18 protein-coding genes are annotated in these 17,785 nt (G+C 72.5%); 1 reads left to right on the top strand and 17 read right to left on the bottom strand.

The features are described 5' to 3' along the window. Nucleotides 1-61: 61 nt before the first annotated feature. The 17 genes from coaBC to ACIPWA_RS09600 all read right to left on the bottom strand — a co-directional run bounded on the left by coaBC (nt 62) and on the right by ACIPWA_RS09600 (nt 16,196). Nucleotides 62-1,297 carry a bifunctional phosphopantothenoylcysteine decarboxylase/phosphopantothenate--cysteine ligase CoaBC gene (gene coaBC / locus ACIPWA_RS09520; RefSeq protein ID WP_400289736.1) on the bottom strand — a complete coding sequence of 412 codons (1,236 nt, stop codon included), beginning with the start codon at nt 1,295-1,297 and terminating at the stop codon, nt 62-64. Between the two features lie 67 nt (nt 1,298-1,364). Further along, entirely contained in the window at nt 1,365-1,637 is a 273-nt protein-coding gene (gene rpoZ, locus ACIPWA_RS09525; RefSeq protein WP_056651983.1) for a DNA-directed RNA polymerase subunit omega, read from the bottom strand. Nucleotides 1,638-1,865: 228 nt separating this feature from the next. Next, nucleotides 1,866-2,480, bottom strand: coding sequence for a guanylate kinase (gene gmk, locus ACIPWA_RS09530; protein ID WP_139107725.1), 615 nt, complete (start codon nt 2,478-2,480; stop codon nt 1,866-1,868). Between the two features lies 1 nt (nt 2,481). Beyond that, complete coding sequence (gene mihF / locus ACIPWA_RS09535; protein WP_056651986.1) at nt 2,482-2,793, bottom strand: integration host factor, actinobacterial type; 312 nt, start codon at nt 2,791-2,793, stop codon at nt 2,482-2,484. Between the two features lie 127 nt (nt 2,794-2,920). Then, nucleotides 2,921-3,799 (bottom strand): tyrosine-protein phosphatase, encoded by an 879-nt coding sequence (locus ACIPWA_RS09540; protein WP_400289739.1) that lies wholly within the window; start codon nt 3,797-3,799, stop codon nt 2,921-2,923. 105 nt (nt 3,800-3,904) lie between these two features. Beyond that, on the bottom strand, nt 3,905-4,792 hold the full coding sequence (pyrF, locus tag ACIPWA_RS09545; RefSeq protein ID WP_400289741.1) for an orotidine-5'-phosphate decarboxylase: 888 nt from the start codon (nt 4,790-4,792) through the stop codon (nt 3,905-3,907). Next, on the bottom strand, nt 4,789-8,136 hold the full coding sequence (gene carB, locus ACIPWA_RS09550; protein ID WP_068625193.1) for a carbamoyl-phosphate synthase large subunit: 3,348 nt from the start codon (nt 8,134-8,136) through the stop codon (nt 4,789-4,791). Before carB ends, pyrF begins: the two co-directional genes overlap by 4 nt. 3 nt (nt 8,137-8,139) lie before the next feature. Continuing rightward, nucleotides 8,140-9,399 carry a glutamine-hydrolyzing carbamoyl-phosphate synthase small subunit gene (gene carA / locus ACIPWA_RS09555; protein ID WP_056651997.1) on the bottom strand — a complete coding sequence of 420 codons (1,260 nt, stop codon included), beginning with the start codon at nt 9,397-9,399 and terminating at the stop codon, nt 8,140-8,142. Beyond that, nucleotides 9,396-9,959: a PH-like domain-containing protein gene (locus ACIPWA_RS09560; protein ID WP_231907732.1), complete on the bottom strand. Its 564-nt coding sequence runs from the start codon at nt 9,957-9,959 to the stop codon at nt 9,396-9,398. Before ACIPWA_RS09560 ends, carA begins: the two co-directional genes overlap by 4 nt. Continuing rightward, entirely contained in the window at nt 9,956-11,302 is a 1,347-nt protein-coding gene (locus ACIPWA_RS09565; RefSeq protein WP_400289744.1) for a dihydroorotase, read from the bottom strand. The genes ACIPWA_RS09560 and ACIPWA_RS09565 overlap by 4 nt, the downstream gene beginning before the upstream one ends. Continuing rightward, complete coding sequence (locus ACIPWA_RS09570) at nt 11,299-12,312, bottom strand: aspartate carbamoyltransferase catalytic subunit (protein ID WP_068625191.1); 1,014 nt, start codon at nt 12,310-12,312, stop codon at nt 11,299-11,301. The genes ACIPWA_RS09565 and ACIPWA_RS09570 overlap by 4 nt, the downstream gene beginning before the upstream one ends. Then, complete coding sequence (gene pyrR / locus ACIPWA_RS09575; RefSeq protein WP_068625190.1) at nt 12,309-12,971, bottom strand: bifunctional pyr operon transcriptional regulator/uracil phosphoribosyltransferase PyrR; 663 nt, start codon at nt 12,969-12,971, stop codon at nt 12,309-12,311. The genes ACIPWA_RS09570 and pyrR overlap by 4 nt, the downstream gene beginning before the upstream one ends. Nucleotides 12,972-13,263: 292 nt before the next feature. Then, on the bottom strand, nt 13,264-13,680 hold the full coding sequence (gene nusB / locus ACIPWA_RS09580; RefSeq protein ID WP_056652009.1) for a transcription antitermination factor NusB: 417 nt from the start codon (nt 13,678-13,680) through the stop codon (nt 13,264-13,266). Nucleotide 13,681: 1 nt separating this feature from the next. Then, on the bottom strand, nt 13,682-14,245 hold the full coding sequence (efp, locus tag ACIPWA_RS09585; RefSeq protein ID WP_056652011.1) for an elongation factor P: 564 nt from the start codon (nt 14,243-14,245) through the stop codon (nt 13,682-13,684). Between the two features lie 196 nt (nt 14,246-14,441). Next, nucleotides 14,442-15,050, bottom strand: coding sequence for a hypothetical protein (locus ACIPWA_RS09590; protein ID WP_400289747.1), 609 nt, complete (start codon nt 15,048-15,050; stop codon nt 14,442-14,444). Next, the gene (locus ACIPWA_RS09595; protein ID WP_400289749.1) at nt 15,047-15,661 is read right to left on the bottom strand and encodes a hypothetical protein; all 615 of its coding nucleotides are present in this window, start codon (nt 15,659-15,661) and stop codon (nt 15,047-15,049) included. Before ACIPWA_RS09595 ends, ACIPWA_RS09590 begins: the two co-directional genes overlap by 4 nt. Nucleotides 15,662-15,749: 88 nt before the next feature. Then, the gene (locus tag ACIPWA_RS09600) at nt 15,750-16,196 is read right to left on the bottom strand and encodes a type II 3-dehydroquinate dehydratase (protein WP_056652020.1); all 447 of its coding nucleotides are present in this window, start codon (nt 16,194-16,196) and stop codon (nt 15,750-15,752) included. A gap of 102 nt (nt 16,197-16,298) precedes the next feature. Between ACIPWA_RS09600 and ACIPWA_RS09605 the strand changes: the two genes are divergently transcribed. After that, entirely contained in the window at nt 16,299-17,762 is a 1,464-nt protein-coding gene (locus ACIPWA_RS09605; protein ID WP_400289751.1) for an MFS transporter, read from the top strand. The last annotated feature ends 23 nt before the right edge of the window (nt 17,763-17,785 follow it).

Here is a 17,785-nt window from a genome sequence, read left to right on the forward strand (position 1 = left end):
TCCAGCGTACTGTCCCGCTAGGTGATACGCGGCATCCGACCACTGAGACGTGAAGGAGATCTCAGTCCGTGGTCGCTGCGAGCGGCGGCGAGAGCTTGAGGACCGCGTCCCACACCGCGTCCGCGACCTCGCGCTTGGACCCGGCGGCCTGGGCGACGGTCTCGCCCTGCGCGTCGACGATCGTGACCTCGTTGCTGTCCGTGCCGAACCCTCGGCCGCCACCGACCGGGTTGATCACCAGCAGGTCGGCGCCCTTGCGGCGCGCCTTGGCGCGGCCGTGGTGCAGGACGTCCCCGGTCTCGTCGCCCGTCTCGGCCGCGAACCCGACCACGACCTGCCCGGGTCGCAGGCGCTCGCGCGCCAGCTCGGCCAGGATGTCCGGGTTCTCGACGAGCTCGATGGGCGCGGGCCCCTGGCCCGGCACCTTCTTGATCTTGGCGCCCGGGGTGCGTGCGGGGCGGAAGTCCGCGACCGCGGCCGTCATGACCACCACGTCGGCGCTCGGCGCGGCCGCGCGGACCGCGTCCCGCAGCTCGGCGGTCGACCCGACGCGCACGACGTCCTCGATCCCGTCGAGGGGCTCGGTGAGGTTCGCCCCGACGAGGGTCACGCGTGCGCCCCGGTCCTGGGCCGCGCGGGCGAGCGCGACGCCCTGGCGCCCGCTCGACAGGTTCCCGATGAAGCGCACCGGGTCGATGGGTTCGCGCGTGCCTCCGGCCGAGACGACCACGTGCAGGCCGGCCAGGTCCTGGGGAGCCCCGCGGGCTCCTGCCCGGCCGGCGACCTCGAGCGCGAGACGAGCGATGTCCTCGGGCTCGGGCAGGCGCCCGGGGCCCGTGTCCTTGCCCGTGAGCCGGCCGCTGGCCGGCTCGATCACGTGGACGCCGCGCGAGCGCAGCGTCGCGACGTTGGCCACGGTCGCCGGGTGCTGCCACATCTCGGTGTGCATGGCCGGGGCCATGACCACGGGGCAGCGCACCGTCAGGAGGGTCGAGGTCAGCAGGTCGTCCGCGCGGCCGGCGGCCGCGCGCGCGAGGAGGTCCGCCGTGGCGGGGGCGACGATCACCAGGTCCGCGCCCTGGCCGAGCGCGACGTGCGCGACCTGCGGGACGTCGTCGAACACCTCGGTGGTGACCTTCTCGCCCGAGAGCGCCTCGAACGTGGGCGCGCCCACGAAGCGCAGCGCGGAGGCGGTGGGGACGACTCGCACCCGGTGCCCCTGCTCACGCAGGAGACGCAGCAGGAGGACGGCCTTGTAGGCCGCCACTCCCCCGCTGACACCCAGCAGGATCCTCATCGGTACGAGCCCTCCCTCGCGCCCACGCCTCGCACGGAACGTCCGCCCGCCCGGAGGCGGTCGACGATCAGGGAGCCGGGACGTCCACGGTCTCGATGGTGAGCAGGCCTTGGTTGATCTCGCGCATCGCGATCGACAGCGGCTTCTCCTGGTTGCGGGTCTCGACGAGCGGGCCCACGTTCTCCAGCAGGCCCTCGTTGAGCTGCGAGTAGTACGCGTTGATCTGGCGCGCGCGCTTGGCGGCGTAGATCACGAGCGCGTACTTGGAGTCGGCGCGCTCCAGCAGCTTGTCGATGGGCGGGTCGGTGATGCCCTCGGGGGCGGCGATGGTTCCGGACACAGTCTCACTCCGTGAGTCAGGGGGACCTGCGACGGCCTGTCAGAGCCGGTGCAGGATGGATGGTTCAGGTACGACGTGCGGATCGGGTACAGCCTGGTGGATCACGAGGTTGCGCGCGCTCAGCACGCACGCGCCTGACGACCAGTCTACTGGGCACGCACAAATCCTCGGGAGGACCGGTCCGTCCTGCTCGACGGCCCTCCCCGTGCACGGTTCTGCGGCACCCTCTCAGGCGACGGGCGTCAGCCCCATGGCCTCGACGAGCGCGTCGGTCGCGCGGTGCACCTCGTCGTTGACGATCACGACGTCGAACTCCGGCTCGGCGGCCAGCTCGACGCGCGCGGTCGCCAGGCGGCGCTCACGCTCCTCAGGTCCCTCCGTGCCGCGCCCCACGAGGCGCCGCTCGAGCTCCTCCCAGCTGGGCGGGGCGAGGAACACGAACCGCGCCTCCGGCATCGAGGCGCGGACCTGACGTGCCCCCTGCAGGTCGATCTCCAGCAGCGCGGGCACGCCCGCCGCGAGCTTCTCCTCGACCGGGCGACGCGGGGTGCCGTACCGGTTGCGTCCGTGCACCACGGCCCACTCGAGCATCTCGCCCTGGGCGACCATGCGGTCGAACTCCTCGGTCGAGATGAAGTGGTAGTGGACGCCGTCCACCTCGCCGGGGCGTGCCTCACGGGTCGTCGCGGACACGGACAGCCACACCTGCGGGTAGCGGGCGCGGATGTCCGCGGACACGGTCCCCTTCCCGACGGCGGTCGGGCCCGCCAGGACGGTCAGGCGGGCAGGGTGCTGTGGTGCGGCGGGTGACGAGGCAACCGGCGCAGCGGGTGAAGCGGAAATGTCAGCCAAACCTCTCGATGAGCGCCGCGGACTGGTGGGGTCCCAGCCCGCGGACGCGACGCGTCTCGGCGATCCCGATCTCTTCCATGATCGCCCGGGCCTTCACCTTACCTACGCCGGGGAGCGACTCCAGCAGCGCGACGACGCGCAGCTTGCCGATCACGTCGTCGGTGCGGCCCTGCTCGATCACCTCGGCGAGAGAGCCCTGGGAGTACTTCAGCCGGTTCTTGACCTCGGCGCGAGCTCGACGCGCCTCGGCCGCCTTCTCGAGATTGGCCGCGCGCTGCTCGGGGGTCAGGGATGGTAGTGCCACGCAAGTCACCTACTTGTCCTCAGACGGATGGGCCCACACGTGCACCGGGGCCGCCGACCGGATCACGAGCCCCGGTGGCGACCTCGACACCTTCGAAACTAGTCACACCTGGCAGGTCAGGCAACGTTCACACGCCCTGAGCAGCGAACTTCCTGACGATCTTCTCCCTGGTCGCAGGCTCGACGCCGCACGCGTCGAGGTATCCGTCGATGCTCCCGAACTCCTGCTCGGCGAGCGTCCACGCTCCCTGCAGGTACTCGGGCTCGACGCCCAGCAGCGGCGTCAGCGCCTCCTTGTCGAGCCCGGGGATCGGGGGGATCACGGCGGCCATGCCCTCGACCGCGGCGGCGCTCGCGAGGTACTCGGCGAGCCGGTCCTCGTCGCTCACGCCGCAGACGTGCTGGACCAGGGCGACGATCCACCCCGTGCGGTCCTTGCCCGCCGAGCAGTGCACGACGACCGCGCCGTCGGCGTCTGCGACGTCCCGCAGCGCCGCTCCGACCGTCCTGCGGATCCCCGGGTCCGTGACGAACGTCGCATAGACGCCGTGCATCATGGCACGGGCCAGCGCCTGCGGATCCTTCGAACCGATCAGCTGACCGATCATCGCGGCGGTGTCGGCCGACCGTTCCTCGGAGTCCTCGGGGTCGTCGCTGCCTGCCCCGTCGCTCGAGGCGCGCAGCGCGTGCCCGACGCCGGCGCCCGGGTCCATCCGCCGGGGCACCACCCGCGTGGTCGCCGGGACGACGTCCTGCCCGTCGCGCTCGACCTCGTCCTCGCCACGCAGGTCGAGGTCGACGGTCACGCCGAGGGCCTCGAGCGCGGCCACGCCCTCGGGCGTCAGCCGGGACAGGCCGGCGGTGCGCAGCAGGACCCCGGTACGCAACGGCTCGGTGGCACCGACCGGCACGGCGCGGCCACCCACGTCGCGAGCGTTCCAGGTCCCGGGGATGTCGAGGGCGCCGGGGTCGTTCGTCCGGGCGTGAGCAGCGAGGGAGGAGGTCATGGGGCGAGTCTGTCAGGTCGCGTCAAGAGCCGCCGCACGTCCGAGGGGGCGCCCACCGGAATCGGTGGGCGCCCCCTCGGACGTCTGCGAGCGTGCTGCTGGTTCTCAGCCGCGCAGCGCGTCGGCCGCCTCGCGCGAGGCCGCTCGTGCCGCCTCGAGGAGCGAGGCCGCGTCGGGCCCGGCCGCGAGCACACCGCGCGAGGACGACGCAAGCACCTGGCGACGAGCGTCGCCGAACACCGCGGCAAGCTCGGCCGCGCCAGCGCCCTGCGCACCGACCCCGGGAGCCAGGAGCGGGCCGTTGACGGCCGGCAGGTCCACCCCGGTGTTGCGCGCCGCGTCACCGATGGTCGCGCCCACGACCAGGCCGATCGACCCGAGCGGGTCCGCGCCCTCGTTGAGGGCCGCGGCCTCCGCCGCGATGCGCGCGGCGACCGAGCGGACGTCGGCCCCGGCGCCCGTGCGGGCGTGCTGGACCGAAGCGCCCTCCGGGTTGGACGTCAGGCACAGCACGAACAGCCCGCGCCCCGTCTCGAGCGCGGCCTCCACGGCCGGGGTCAGCGACCCGAAGCCCAGGTACGGCGAGACCGTCAGCGCGTCACCCGCGAGCGGCGAGCCGTCGCGCAGGTAGGCGTCCGCGTACCCCGCCATGGTCGACCCGATGTCGCCGCGCTTGGCGTCGACGATCGTCAGCGTCCCGGACGGCCCCGCGGCCGCCGCAGCGGCCAGGACCTCCTCGAGCGCCGCGACCCCGCGCGAGCCGTGGCGCTCGAACAGCGCCGACTGCGGCTTGAGCGCAGCGACGTGCCCACCCACGGCCTCCACGACCCGCAGGCCGAACTCACGGACCCCCGTGGCGTCGTCGGGCAGGCCCCACGCCGCGAGCAGGCCCGGGTGCGGGTCGATGCCCACGCACAGCGGCCCGAGGGAGTCCATGGCCGCGGCGAGCCGCTCCCCGAAGGGGCGACGGGCCGGGGTCACCGCGGCGCTCACGCGTCCGCCGCGGCGTGACGCGCGGCCGTGGCCGTCATGTGCTCCTGCAGGCTCCACACGTCGAACGGACCCGCGAGCACCGCCTCGATGCCCTGGACGGCGGCAGCGAGCTGCTGGGTCGTCGTGACGATCGGCTTGTCCGCGGCGGTCGTGGCCGCGCGGATCTCGTAGCCGTCGGCGCGTGCGCCCTGGCCCGACGGCGTGTTGATGACCATGTCGACCTTGCCCTCGGTGATGAGGTCGACGATCGTCGGCTCACCGTCCGCGCCGCGGCCCGAGGAGAACTTGCGCACGATCGTGGCCGGGATGCCGTTGCGGCGCAGGACGCCCGCGGTGCCCTGGGTCGCGAGGATCTCGAAGCCCAGCTCCGTGAGGCGCTTGATCGGGAAGACGATCGAACGCTTGTCGCGGTCCGCGACCGACACGAAGACCGAGCCCGTGGTCGGCAGGCCGCCGAAGGCCGCCGCCTGGGACTTGGCGAACGCGCGCGGGAAGTCGCGGTCGAAGCCCATGACCTCGCCCGTCGAGCGCATCTCCGGGCCCAGGACCGTGTCGACCACGATGCCGTCGGTCGTGCGGAACCGCTTGAACGGCAGCACTGCCTCCTTGACCGCGATGGGGGCGTCGAGGTCGAGCGTGCCACCGTCGCCCTCGGCGGGCAGGATGCCGCTCGCGCGCAGGTCGGCGATCGACTCGCCCACCATGACGCGGGCAGCGGCCTTGGCCAGCGAGACTCCCGTGGCCTTGGAGACGAACGGGACCGTGCGCGAGGCGCGCGGGTTGGCCTCCAGGACGTACAGGACGTCCGAGACCAGCGCGTACTGCACGTTGAGCAGGCCGCGCACGCCCACGCCCTTGGCGATGGCCTCGGTCGAGCGGCGGATGCGCTCGATCTCGGCCTCGCTCAGCGAGACGGGGGGCAGCACGCAGGCCGAGTCGCCCGAGTGGATGCCGGCCTCCTCGATGTGCTCCATAACGCCGCCGAGGTACATCTCGGTGCCGTCGTAGAGCGCGTCGACGTCGATCTCCATCGCGTCGTCGAGGAAGCGGTCGATGAGCAGCGGCGCGGGCAGCGAGCCCGTCGTGGTGCGGTCGTCGGTCGCGGCGGCGTGCAGCGCACGCTCGACGTAGCCCGTGAGCTGCTCGGCCGAGTAGACGATCTCCATGCCGCGCCCACCGAGCACGTAGGAGGGACGCACGAGCACCGGGTAGCCGATGCCCTCGGCGATCTCCTGGGCCTCGGCCAGGGACGTCGCCGTGCCGAACGCCGGGGCGGGCAGGCCCGCCTCGGCCAGGACGCGACCGAACACGCCACGGTCCTCGGCCGCGTCGATGGCCTCGGGCGAGGTGCCGAGGATGGGCAGGCCCGCGTCGGCCAGGCGCTGCGCGAGGCTCAGCGGGGTCTGGCCGCCGAGCTGCACGATGATGCCCGCGACGGGTCCCGCGGCGAGCTCGGCCTGGTAGACCTCGAGGACGTCCTCGAACGTGAGCGGCTCGAAGTAGAGGCGGTCCGAGGTGTCGTAGTCCGTCGAGACGGTCTCCGGGTTGCAGTTGACCATGACGGTCTCGTACTCGTCCTTGAGCGCGAGGGTCGCGTGCACGCACGAGTAGTCGAACTCGATGCCCTGACCGATGCGGTTGGGGCCCGAGCCCAGGATCAGGACTGCGGGACGCTCGCGCGGTGCGACCTCGGACTCGAGGTCGTACGACGAGTAGTGGTACGGCGTCTTGGCGGCGAACTCGGCCGCGCACGTGTCGACCGTCTTGTAGACCGGGCGCACGTCGAGCGCGTAGCGGACCTCTCGGACCGTGGACTCCCCCGCCGCACCCATGCCGCGCAGCTTCGCGATCTGCGGGTCCGACAGGCCGTGGCGCTTGGCCTCGAGCAGCACGTCGCGCGTGAGCGCGTCGGCCGAGGCGACCGACTCGGCGACCTCGTTGATGAGCTGGATCTGGTCCAGGAACCACGGGTCGATCTTGGTGGCCTCGAAGACCTGCTCGAGGCTCGCGCCGGCGCGCAGCGCCTGCTGGGTCGCGACCAGGCGGCCCTCGGTCGGGCGGGCGATCTCCGCCAGGAGCTCGTCGAGCGCCTCGCCCGAGACGGGCTCGCCGTCCCAGTGGAAGACCGAGCCGGCCTTGTCGATCGACCGCATGGCCTTGCCGAGCGCCTCGGTGAAGTTGCGGCCCATGGCCATGGCCTCGCCGACCGACTTCATGGTCGTCGAGAGCGTCGGGTCCGCGGCCGGGAACTTCTCGAACGCGAAGCGCGGGACCTTGACCACGACGTAGTCGAGCGTGGGCTCGAACGACGCGGGCGTGACCTGCGTGATGTCGTTGGGGATCTCGTCGAGCGTGTAGCCCACCGCGAGCTTCGCGGCGATCTTCGCGATCGGGAACCCCGTGGCCTTGGACGCCAGCGCCGAGGAGCGCGAGACGCGCGGGTTCATCTCGATGACGATGATGCGGCCCGTGTCGGGGTGCACCGCGTACTGGATGTTGCAGCCACCCGTGTCGACGCCGACCTCGCGGATGACCGCGATGCCGATGTCGCGCAGCTTCTGGAACTCGCGGTCCGTGAGCGTGAGCGCCGGGGCGACCGTGACCGAGTCGCCCGTGTGCACGCCGACCGGGTCCACGTTCTCGATCGAGCACACGACGACCACGTTGTCCGCGGTGTCGCGCATGAGCTCGAGCTCGTACTCCTTCCAGCCGAGGATCGACTCCTCGAGGAGCACCTCGGTCGTGGGCGAGTAGTGCAGGCCCTGGCCCACGATGCGGCGCAGGTCCTGCTCGTCGTAGGCGATGCCCGAGCCGAGACCGCCCATGGTGAAGGAGGGGCGCACGACCATCGGGTAGCCGAGCGAGTCGGCGGCCGCGATGGCCTCGTCGATCGTGTGGATGATCTCCGAGCGGGCGCTCTCGCCGCCGCACTTCTCGACGACCTCCTTGAACTGCTGGCGGTCCTCGCCCTTCTCGATCGCGGCGATGTTCGCCCCGATGAGCTCGACGTCGTACTGCGCGAGGACGCCGGCCTCGTCGAGCGCGATCGCGGCGTTGAGGGCCGTCTGGCCGCCGAGGGTCGCGAGCAGCGCGTCGGGGCGCTCCTTGGCGATGATGGTCGTCAGGACCTCGGTCGTGATGGGCTCGACGTAGGTCGCGTCGGCGAACTCGGGGTCCGTCATGATCGTGGCGGGGTTCGAGTTGACGAGGATGACCCGCAGGCCCTCCTCCTTCAGGACGCGGCAGGCCTGCGTGCCCGAGTAGTCGAACTCGCACGCCTGGCCGATGACGATCGGCCCGGAGCCGATCACCAGGACGCTGGAGATGTCAGTTCTGCGAGGCACGGCTCAGATCTCACTTTCGGAGGACGGGGTGACCGGGGCGGCGTTCGTCGCGGAGCCGGAGGCCCCTGCGGAGTCGCGCATCAGGTCGAGGAAGCGGTCGAAGAGGTAGGCGGCGTCGTGCGGGCCCGCTGCGGCCTCGGGGTGGTACTGCACCGAGAAGGCCGGGCGGTCGAGGCACGCGAGCCCCTCGACGACCTGGTCGTTGAGACCGATGTGCGAGACGACGACGCGGCCGTAGCGCCCGCCGTCGTGCGGGGCGACCGACTCCCCGTCGCGCGGGGCGTCGACGGCGAAGCCGTGGTTGTGCGCGGTGACCTCGACCTTGCCCGTGGTGCGGTCGAGCACCGGCTGGTTGATGCCGCGGTGGCCGTAGCCGAGCTTGTAGGTGCCGTACCCGAGCGCGCGGCCCAGGATCTGGTTGCCGAAGCAGATGCCGAAGTACGGGATGCCGCGGTCGAGGACCGCGCGCAGCAGCTCGACCTCGGTCGTCGCCGCGCCCGGGTCGCCGGGGCCGTTGGAGAAGAACACGCCGTCGGGCGCGAGCGCGACGATCTGGTCGATCGTGGTCGTGCTCGGCACGACGTGCACCCGCACGCCGCGCTCGGCGAGGCGCTGGGGCGTCATGGCCTTGATGCCCAGGTCGACCGCGACGACCGTCGCGACCGGCTCCTGGCCGGCGTGCTCGCCCGAGGGCTCCACGACGTACGCCTCGGGCGTGCTGACCTCGCGGGCCAGGTCCGCGCCCGTCATGGCCGGGGCCGAGCGGACGAGCTCGACGAGCTCCTCCGTGGGGCGCGGGTAGCCGCCACGACGCAGGTCCTCGCCCGAGAAGATGCCCGCACGCATGGTGCCGAGCTCGCGCAGGTGGCGCGTGAGGGCACGCGTGTCGATCGAGCTGATGCCCACGACGCCCTGCGCCGCGAGGTCCTCGTCGAGCGAGCGCGTCGCGCGCCAGTTCGAGGCGCGGCGCGCAGGGTCGCGCACCACGTAGCCGCTGACCCAGATGCGGGTCGACTCGGCGTCCTCGTCGTTGACTCCCGTGTTCCCGATGTGGGGGGCCGTCATGACGACGATCTGCCGGTGGTAGGACGGGTCGGTCAGCGTCTCCTGGTAGCCGGTCATGCCGGTGTTGAAGACGATCTCGCCGAACGTCGTGCCACGGGCCCCGTAGGCCAGGCCCGTCAGGGTCGTGCCGTCCTCGAGGACCAGGACCGCGGTCCGGTCGTCGGCCTGGGCGTCCGTGCTGGGGGTCGAGATGCTCACTGCTGCGGCTCCTTCGAGTCGTCGTTCGGTGCGCCGTCGGCGGCGGGAAGAAGCTCGCGCACGGCGTTCAGGAGGGTGGCACGGTCGGCGGTCTGCTGGGTCCGCAGTCCAGTATCCAGGCGTGTGGCGGGCGCGTCCCCGGCCGCGGGGACGGTCCAGGTCAGCACGACCAGGCCGTCCTTGCCCACGTACTTGCCCGCCATCCCGGGGGCCAGCGAGACGGCCTCGAGGGCGCTCGCGGCCAGGAAGAGGTCGGGTGCGCCCTGGCGGGAGACCAGGACTCCGGTGCGGTGCACGGTCACGGTCGCGTTCGACCGGAAGCCGAGACGGTGCGCCCCGACGCGGGCGAGCCAGTCCCCCGCGAGCGTGCTGGAGACGTAGACCGCGGTCACGGGGCCGGCCAGGACCTCGCCCAGGTCGCCCTCGGGGACGGCCGGCGGGGCGGGGACGGTCTGGGCCGTGCGGGTCGTCAGGCGCTTGAGGCCCACGAAGACGACCGTGAGCAGGACCAGGCCGATGACGACCCAGATGCCGACCGCGACGGGCAGGGGGAGGTTCACGAGCGGACCCCCGCGACCTGCTCGGCCGGGGCGCCGTCCAGGACGGTCGCGCGCCCGCGCAGGAACGTCGCGACGACCCGTCCCGGGAGCTCGTAGCCCTGGAAGGGCGTGTTGGTGCTCGCCGTGGCCTGCGCCGAGCCGTCGACCACGCGCCGGGCCGCCGGGTCCACGAGGACCACGTTGGCGGGCTCGCCGACCTCGAGGGGGCGACCCTGCGCCGTCGGGCCCTCGTCGATGCGGCCGATGCGCGCGGGCGCGGCCGACAGGACGCGCGCCACGTCCGCCCAGGTCATGCGGCCCGAGTCGACCATGGTCTCCTGCACGACGCTCAGGGCCGTCTCCAGGCCCGTCATGCCGAACGCGGCCGCGGCCCACTCGCAGTCCTTGTCCTCGCGCGTGTGCGGGGCGTGGTCGGTCGCGACGATGTCGATCGTGCCGTCGGCCAGGCCCTGGCGCACGGCCTCGACGTCCGCCGCGGTACGCAGCGGAGGGTTGACCTTGAACGTCGGGTCGTAGTCGCGCGCGAGCTCGTCGGTGAGGATGAGGTGGTGCGGGGTGACCTCGGCCGTCACGTCGATCCCGCGGCCCTTGGCCCAGCGGATGATCTCGACCGAGCCGGCCGTGGACAGGTGGCACACGTGCAGGCGCGAGCCCACGTGCTCGGCGAGCAGCACGTCGCGCGCGATGATCGCCTCCTCGGCGACCGCGGGCCAGCCCGCGAGGCCGAGCTCGGCCGAGACGACGCCCTCGTTCATCTGGGCGCCCTCCGTGAGGCGGGGCTCCTGCGCGTGCTGGGCCACGACGCCGTCGAACGCCTTGACGTACTCCAGGGCGCGGCGCATCAGGATGGGGTCCCAGACGCACTTGCCGTCGTCCGAGAACACGCGCACGCGTGCGGCCGAGTCGGCCATGGCGCCGATCTCGGCGAGGTGGTGGCCCTCGAGGCCCACGCTGACCGCGCCGACCGGGTGGACGTCGACCCAGCCCGCGTCGCGCCCGATCCGCCAGACCTGCTCGACGACGCCCGCGGTGTCCGCGACCGGGGTCGTGTTGGCCATGGCGTGCACGGCGGTGAAGCCGCCCACGGCTGCGGCGCGCGTGCCCGAGACGATGGTCTCGGCGTCCTCGCGCCCCGGCTCGCGCAGGTGCGTGTGCAGGTCGACGAGGCCGGGCAGGGCGACCAGGCCGGCCGCGTCGACGACGGTCTCGCCGTCCGCGACGGGGCTGTTCGCCGCGCGGACCTCGGTGATGACGCCGCCCGCGAGGACCAGGTCGACCGGGTCGGCGCCCAGCGGGGCCGCGCCCTGCAGGACGTAGGTGGGGTTCGTGGTCTGCTCGCTCATTCGAGTCCAGCCCTTTCCGTGGAAGCGTCGCCCGCGAGGAGCAGGTAGAGGACGGCCATGCGCACCGCGACCCCGTTGGCGACCTGCTCGACGATCACCGCGCGCGGTGAGTCGGCGGCCTCCGCCGAGATCTCCAGGCCACGGTTCATGGGGCCTGGGTGCATGACGATGGTGTGGTCGGGCAGGAGCGCCAGGCGGCGCCCGTCGAGCCCGAAGTTGCGCGTGTACTCGAGCGGGTTGGGGAAGAACGCTCCCCCGCCTGCTCCCGAGCCGCTCATGCGCTCGCGCTGGACGCGGAGCATCATCACGGCGTCCGGTGCGGTCTCCGCGAGGACCTCGTCGAGGTGGTACGAGACGTCGCACGGCCAGGTCTCGACGCCCACGGGCACGAGCGTGGGCGGGGCCACCAGGGTGACCTTCGCGCCGAGCGTGTGCAGCAGGTGGACGTTGGAACGGGCCACGCGCGAGTGCAGCACGTCGCCGACGATCGCGACCCGCAGGCCCGCGAGGTCCTGGCCGGTGGGGTCACCGGTGATCGAGGCGCCCGCGGCGCCGCGCCCGACCAGGTGGCGGCGCATGGTGAACGCGTCGAGCAGCGCCTGCGTGGGGTGCTGGTGCATCCCGTCGCCCGCGTTGACGACCGCCGAGTCGACCCAGCCGGCGTGCGCGAGCGTGTGCGGGGCACCCGAGGCCTGGTGGCGGATCACGACCGCGTCGGCGCCCATGGCCTGCAGGGTCAGGGCCGTGTCCTTGAGCGACTCGCCCTTGGAGACGCTCGACCCCTTGGCCGAGAAGTTGATGACGTCGGCCGACAACCGCTTGGCCGCGGTCTCGAACGAGATCCGGGTACGCGTCGAGTCCTCGAAGAACAGGTTGACGACCGTGCGACCGCGCAGCGTCGGGAGCTTCTTGATCTCGCGCGACTGCGTCGCGGCCATCTGGGCGGCCGTGTCGAGGATGCGGATCGCGTCGGTGCGCGAGAGGTCCGCGGTGGACAGCAGGTGCTTCATCGGGTGCCCTCGCTGGACGTGGTGGGCCGCTGGCTGATGAGGACCGCGTCGACCACGGGCTCACCCGTGGCGGCGCCGTCGACAGGCCCGTCGGTCTCGACGAGGCGCACGCTCACGCGCTCGGAGAGGGAGGTGGGCAGGTTCTTGCCCACGTAGTCGGGGCGGATCGGCAGCTCGCGGTGCCCGCGGTCGACCAGCGCGGCGAGCTGGACCGCGCGGGGGCGGCCGACGTCGCTGATCGCGTCGAGCGCCGCGCGGATGGTGCGACCGGAGAACAGCACGTCGTCGACCAGGACGACGACCTTGCCGTCGATCCCGGAGGCCGGCAGGCGGGTCGCGCCGATGGTGCGGACCGGGTGCTTGTGCAGGTCGTCGCGGTACATGGTGACGTCGAGCTCGCCCACGATGCTCGCGGTGTCGAGACCCGGCTCGATCGTCGCGAGGCGCTCGGCGAGCCGCACGGCCAGGGGGACGCCTCGGGTGGGGATGCCCAGGAGGACCACGTCGTGCGCGCCCTTGTTGCGCTCGACGATCTCGTGGGCGATGCGGGTCAGTGCCCGCGCGATCTCGGTCTCGCCGAGAACGGTGGTCACGCCGGCCGAGGTGTCCTCGGGGGTGACGGGTGGAACGGAAGATGGTACGGCAGGCCCAGAACTCATTCTGGCGACCCCCTTCCCCGCCTCACTGGACGGGCCTTAAAGGAAATCTGACTCCTTCACCCTACCGCCCGGCCGGGGCGGGCCCCGGCGCTTCTCACGGGGTGGGCAGGCGTCGTTGGTCACAGTGCGACCAGCGGGGCAGGCAGTCGCACCGCCGGGCGGCCGGTCGCTCGGTGCAGACCCGACCGCAGCCCCGGACGCACGGACGCCGGCCTCGCCACGAGGGCGGGACCGGCGTCCGGAGGCACGTCGTGCCACCGAGGTGGCGTGAGGCACTGCCGGCCGACCTGGCTCAGGCCAGGATCGTCGGCTTCATCTCCTCGATGCGGGCCAGCAGGCCGTTGACGAAGCTCGGCGAGTCGTCCGTCGAGAGCTCACGGGCGAGGTCGACGGCCTCGTCGATCGCGACGGCGTCGGGGACGTCGTCGTTGTAGAGGATCTCCCAGCTGCCGATGCGCAGGAGCGCGCGGTCGACCGCGGGCATGCGCTCGAGGGTCCACCCGTGCGAGTAGGTCTCGAGCAGCTCGTCGATCCGCTCGCGGTGCGCCAGGACCCCCTCGACGAGGTCCACGGTGTACTGCGGCAGGGGCGTCTGGCTGCCCGAGTCGACGATCCGGTCGGCAAGAAGGGTCTGCGGGTCCAGCTGGCGCTGCTCGGCCTCGAAGAGGACGTCGAGCGCGCGCTTGCGTGCCTTGGTTCGAGCACCCACGTCAGTCGTTCACGCGCCCCAGGTAGGAACCGTCGCGGGTGTCGACCTTGACCTTGGTGCCCTGCTCGAGGAACAGCGGGACCTGGATCTGCGCGCCGGTCTCGAGCGTCGCGGGCTTGGTGCCGCCCGTGGAGCGGTCGCCCTGCAGGCCCGGCTCGGTGTAGGTGATCTCGAGGACGACCGACGGGGGCAGCTCGACGTAGAGCGGCACGCCCTCGTTCGTCGCGACGAGCGCGCTCTGGCTCTCGAGCATGTAGTCCGCGGCGTCGCCGACGGTCGCGGCCGGGACCGTGATCTGGTCGTACGTGGACGTGTCCATGAAGACGAAGTCCTCGCCGTCCTTGTACAGGTACTGCATGTCGCGCTTGTCGACGTTCGCGGTCTCGATCTTGAGGCCGGCGTTGAAGGTCTTGTCGACGGTCTTGCCGGACAGGACGTTCTTCATCTTGGTGCGAACGAAGGCGCCACCCTTGCCGGGCTTGACGTGCTGGAACTCGATGATCGTCCACAGCTGGCCGTCGAGCTTGAGCACGGTGCCGTTCTTGATGTCGTTGGTCGTCGCCACGTTCGGTCTTCCTGTCGCGTTGTCATGGGGCTGCCGTCGGGGTGTCTCGCGGTGGGAGCCACGTGCGATCCACTGATGCGCACACGTTCGGGTGCGCGCCCTGGCGGTAGCGGGCCCTTCCTGGCGGGCTCCCCGCGCCGACAGCAGCGTTCGAGCGCTGCGGCGTTCCCGGGGGCCGCGAAAGGCCCGGTCCAGTCTACCGGAGGAGACCAAGGATCGCTGCGCCGAGGATTCCGGTCGCTCCGGCCCAGATCATCGAGGCCAGGGTGCCGATCATGAAGCGCTCGGCCGCGACGGGGTGGTCGCGCAGCTCGGGGTAGCGCCCCAGGCCCTTGATCGCGACCACGAACGCGACCCCCGCGGGGTACCCGGCGAGCAGGCAGCCTGTGATCGCGAGGCGCTCGAGGATCCCGATCCACGTGCCGCCGCGCAGGGTCTGGACGGCCTCGTCGCCGAGGGGCCCGCCAGGGTCCGACGGCGCCGCTCCCGCCGCCGGGTCGGGTGCGGCGGGCGGGACGGCCGGGGCCGACAGGGACGACGCGCGTGGCCCGGCAGGCACGCCGACGGCCGGCGGCGGAGGGACGGGAGCGCTCGGCGCCGTGGTCGCCCCTGCGGCCGGGACGACGTGTCCGGGCGGCGGAGGGACGGGGCCCGGGTCCCTGGCCGGAGGGACCTCCCCCTCGATCTCGGAGCGGCGCGCCGCGGCCCGCAGGACCCACGGCGTGACGAGCATGCCGCCCAGCACGCTGAGCAGGAGGGTCGCGACCACGACCCCTGCCACGGCCATCCCTGATGCGAAGCTCACGCGTCTGCCTCCTGCAGGAGTCTCGTCACGACCGGCCGGACGGCCGCTTCCTCGGACCACAGGCTCGCGCGCAGGCGTTGGCTCACGGCCTGCTCGCTGATCCCGAGGTCCCGGGCCACATCCTTCTGGGTGCCACCCACACGCGCGAGCGCGTCGACGACCTCCCAGCCCGCCGGGGTGCGCCGGGCGCCCACCGCGAGCAGGAGCCGCAGGAGCGCCTCGACCTCGCCGGCCGCCGCCGGGTCGGGTCCTTCGACTGCCGACGGGACGGGGCTGCCGCGGGTCTTGGCCCGCTCGACCGCGGCGCGGGCGTGGACGAACGCCGACCCGGACGCCTCGCGCGAAGCCTGGGGCAGACGCCCGTCGGGCCCGGGAAGCACCTGACCGATGCCGAGACCCGTGCTCCAGCCTCCCCACCTGCCCAGGGCGAGGACGAGCTCCACGACGAGCGCGGCGTCGTCGAGCACGGCCTGCACCTCGTCGCCGACGGTCCGGTCGAAGGGGATGACGACCCCCGCGCGGTCCTCGTAGGGCGCGAGGCGGCCGAGCAGGTCCGGCACGAGGTCCCCCCGGCGGGTGCTGGCTCTCTGGTCCACTGTCAGGACGAACATCCCTCCACGGTAGACCCTTGATCCACCATCCTCAAGGGGTAGAACTTGATTCTCTCCGCTCAAGCCTCAGGGCTTGATATGGCAGGATCTAGGCCGCTAGCCGCGACACGATCGCCAGGACCGCCAGGCGGTACGAGTCGAACCCGAACCCGGCCACGGTGCCCGTCGCCACCCCGCCGATGACCGAGTTGTGGCGGAACTCCTCGCGTGCCGCGGGGTTGCTCAGGTGTACCTCGACGAGCAGCAGGCCTGCCTTGGTCACCTGCGCCGCCGCGTCCCGCAGAGCGTACGAATAGTGCGTGAACGCCGCGGGGTTGAGCACCACGTGCGCGCCGTCGTCGACCGCGCCGTGCAACCAGCCGACCAGCTCCGACTCGTCGTCCGTCTGGCGGACCTGGACCTCGAGGTCGTTCTCCGCTCCCCAGCGCTCGCCCGCCGCGACCAGGTCGGCGTAGGACGCCGCCCCGTAGACGTCGGGCTCGCGGACGCCCAGGCGACCGAGGTTGGGACCGTTGAGGATGAGGACACGAGTCATGCGCAGAGCCTAGCGGGGCCGAGGCCTCCCCCGTCGTGACCGTCCCACGACCCAGCCCCCGCCGTTCACCCTCACGCCCGCCGGACGGTCTACGATGCGCGCGTGCCAGATCACCAGAACGTGACCCCCGCCACACCCGGCCGAGGGCCCGCAGCCCCCGCCGCGGACGCCGTCTCGCCCTCCCCCGTCGTCGGCAGACGCCAGGTCCTCGCCTGGTCCCTGTGGGACTGGGGCTCGGCCGCGTTCAACGCCGTCGTCACGACGTTCGTCTTCACGCGCTGGATCACGAGCGACGCGTTCGTCGAGGCGGGAGCTGCCGACCCCGACGCGGTCATGGCCGACCACACGGCCTGGCTCGGGTGGGGCCTGACCATCGCCGGCGCGCTCATCGCCCTGCTCGCCCCCGCGCTCGGGGCGCTCGCGGACGCCTCGGGCCGGCGCAAGGTGTGGCTCGGCGTCAACACCGCGGCGACCGTCGCGGCCATGGTCGCCATGTTCTTCGTGCAGCCCGTCCCCGGTTCGCTGTCCGACGCCGTGATCCTGGGCGTCGTGCTGCTCTCGGCGGGCAACGTCTTCTTCGAGCTGGCCTCCGTGGCGTACAACGCCCTGCTGCTCGACATCTCGACGCCTCGCACGATCGGGCGCATCAGCGGCATCGGCTGGGGTGCGGGCTACGTCGGCGGGATCGTGCTGCTGCTGGTGCTGTTCGTCGGTTTCATCAACCCCGAGGTCGGCTGGTTCGGCGTCACGGGCACGGACGGCATGGACATCCGGGTGAGCGTCCTGCTCTCGGCCCTGTGGTTCGCGGTGTTCGCGATCCCGGTGCTCCTGGCCGTCCCGGAGACGCCGCGCCCGGGAGGGTCCGCGCCGATCGGTGTCGTGGGCGCGTACCGCAAGCTCGGCCGAGACCTCGTCCACCTGTGGCGCACGCGTCGTTCGACGCTCGGCTACCTCGTCGCGAGCGCGGTCTACCGCGACGGCCTGGCGGGCGTCTTCACGTTCGGGGCGGTGATCGCCTCGGGCACGTTCGGGTTCAGCGCGAGCGAGGTCATCATGTTCGCGATCGCCGCGAACGTCGTCGCCGGGCTCTCGACGATCGCGGCCGGCTGGCTCGACGACAAGATCGGCCCGCGCCGCGTGATCCTGGGCTCGCTCGTGGGTCTGGTGATCTCCGGCACGGCCGTCTTCGTCCAGCACGACGGCGGCGCGAACGTCTTCTGGGTCTGGGGCCTGCTGCTGTGCGCGTTCGTCGGCCCGGCCCAGTCCGCGAGCCGTGCCCTGCTGGGCCGCATCAGCGACGAGGGGCGTGAGGCCGAGGCGTTCGGCCTGTACGCGACCACGGGCCGCGCCGCGAGCTTCCTCGCGCCGATGGCGTTCGCGACCATGGTCGCCGTGTCGGGCGAGCAGTTCTGGGGCATCCTGGGGATCGTCGCCGTGATCCTCGTCGGGCTCGTGCTCATGCTGTTCGTGCGCTTCCCGGCCGGGGACGGCGTCGACGGCGGCAAGGACCTCGTGACCGTGCCCGCGGGCGATGCGGGGACGGCAAGCACGGAGGACCGGCGATGACAGAGGACCAGCGATGAAGGACC

Origin of the sequence: Oerskovia enterophila, from assembly GCF_044748475.1 — a bacterium.
Taxonomy (GTDB): Bacteria; Actinomycetota; Actinomycetes; order Actinomycetales; family Cellulomonadaceae; genus Oerskovia; species Oerskovia enterophila.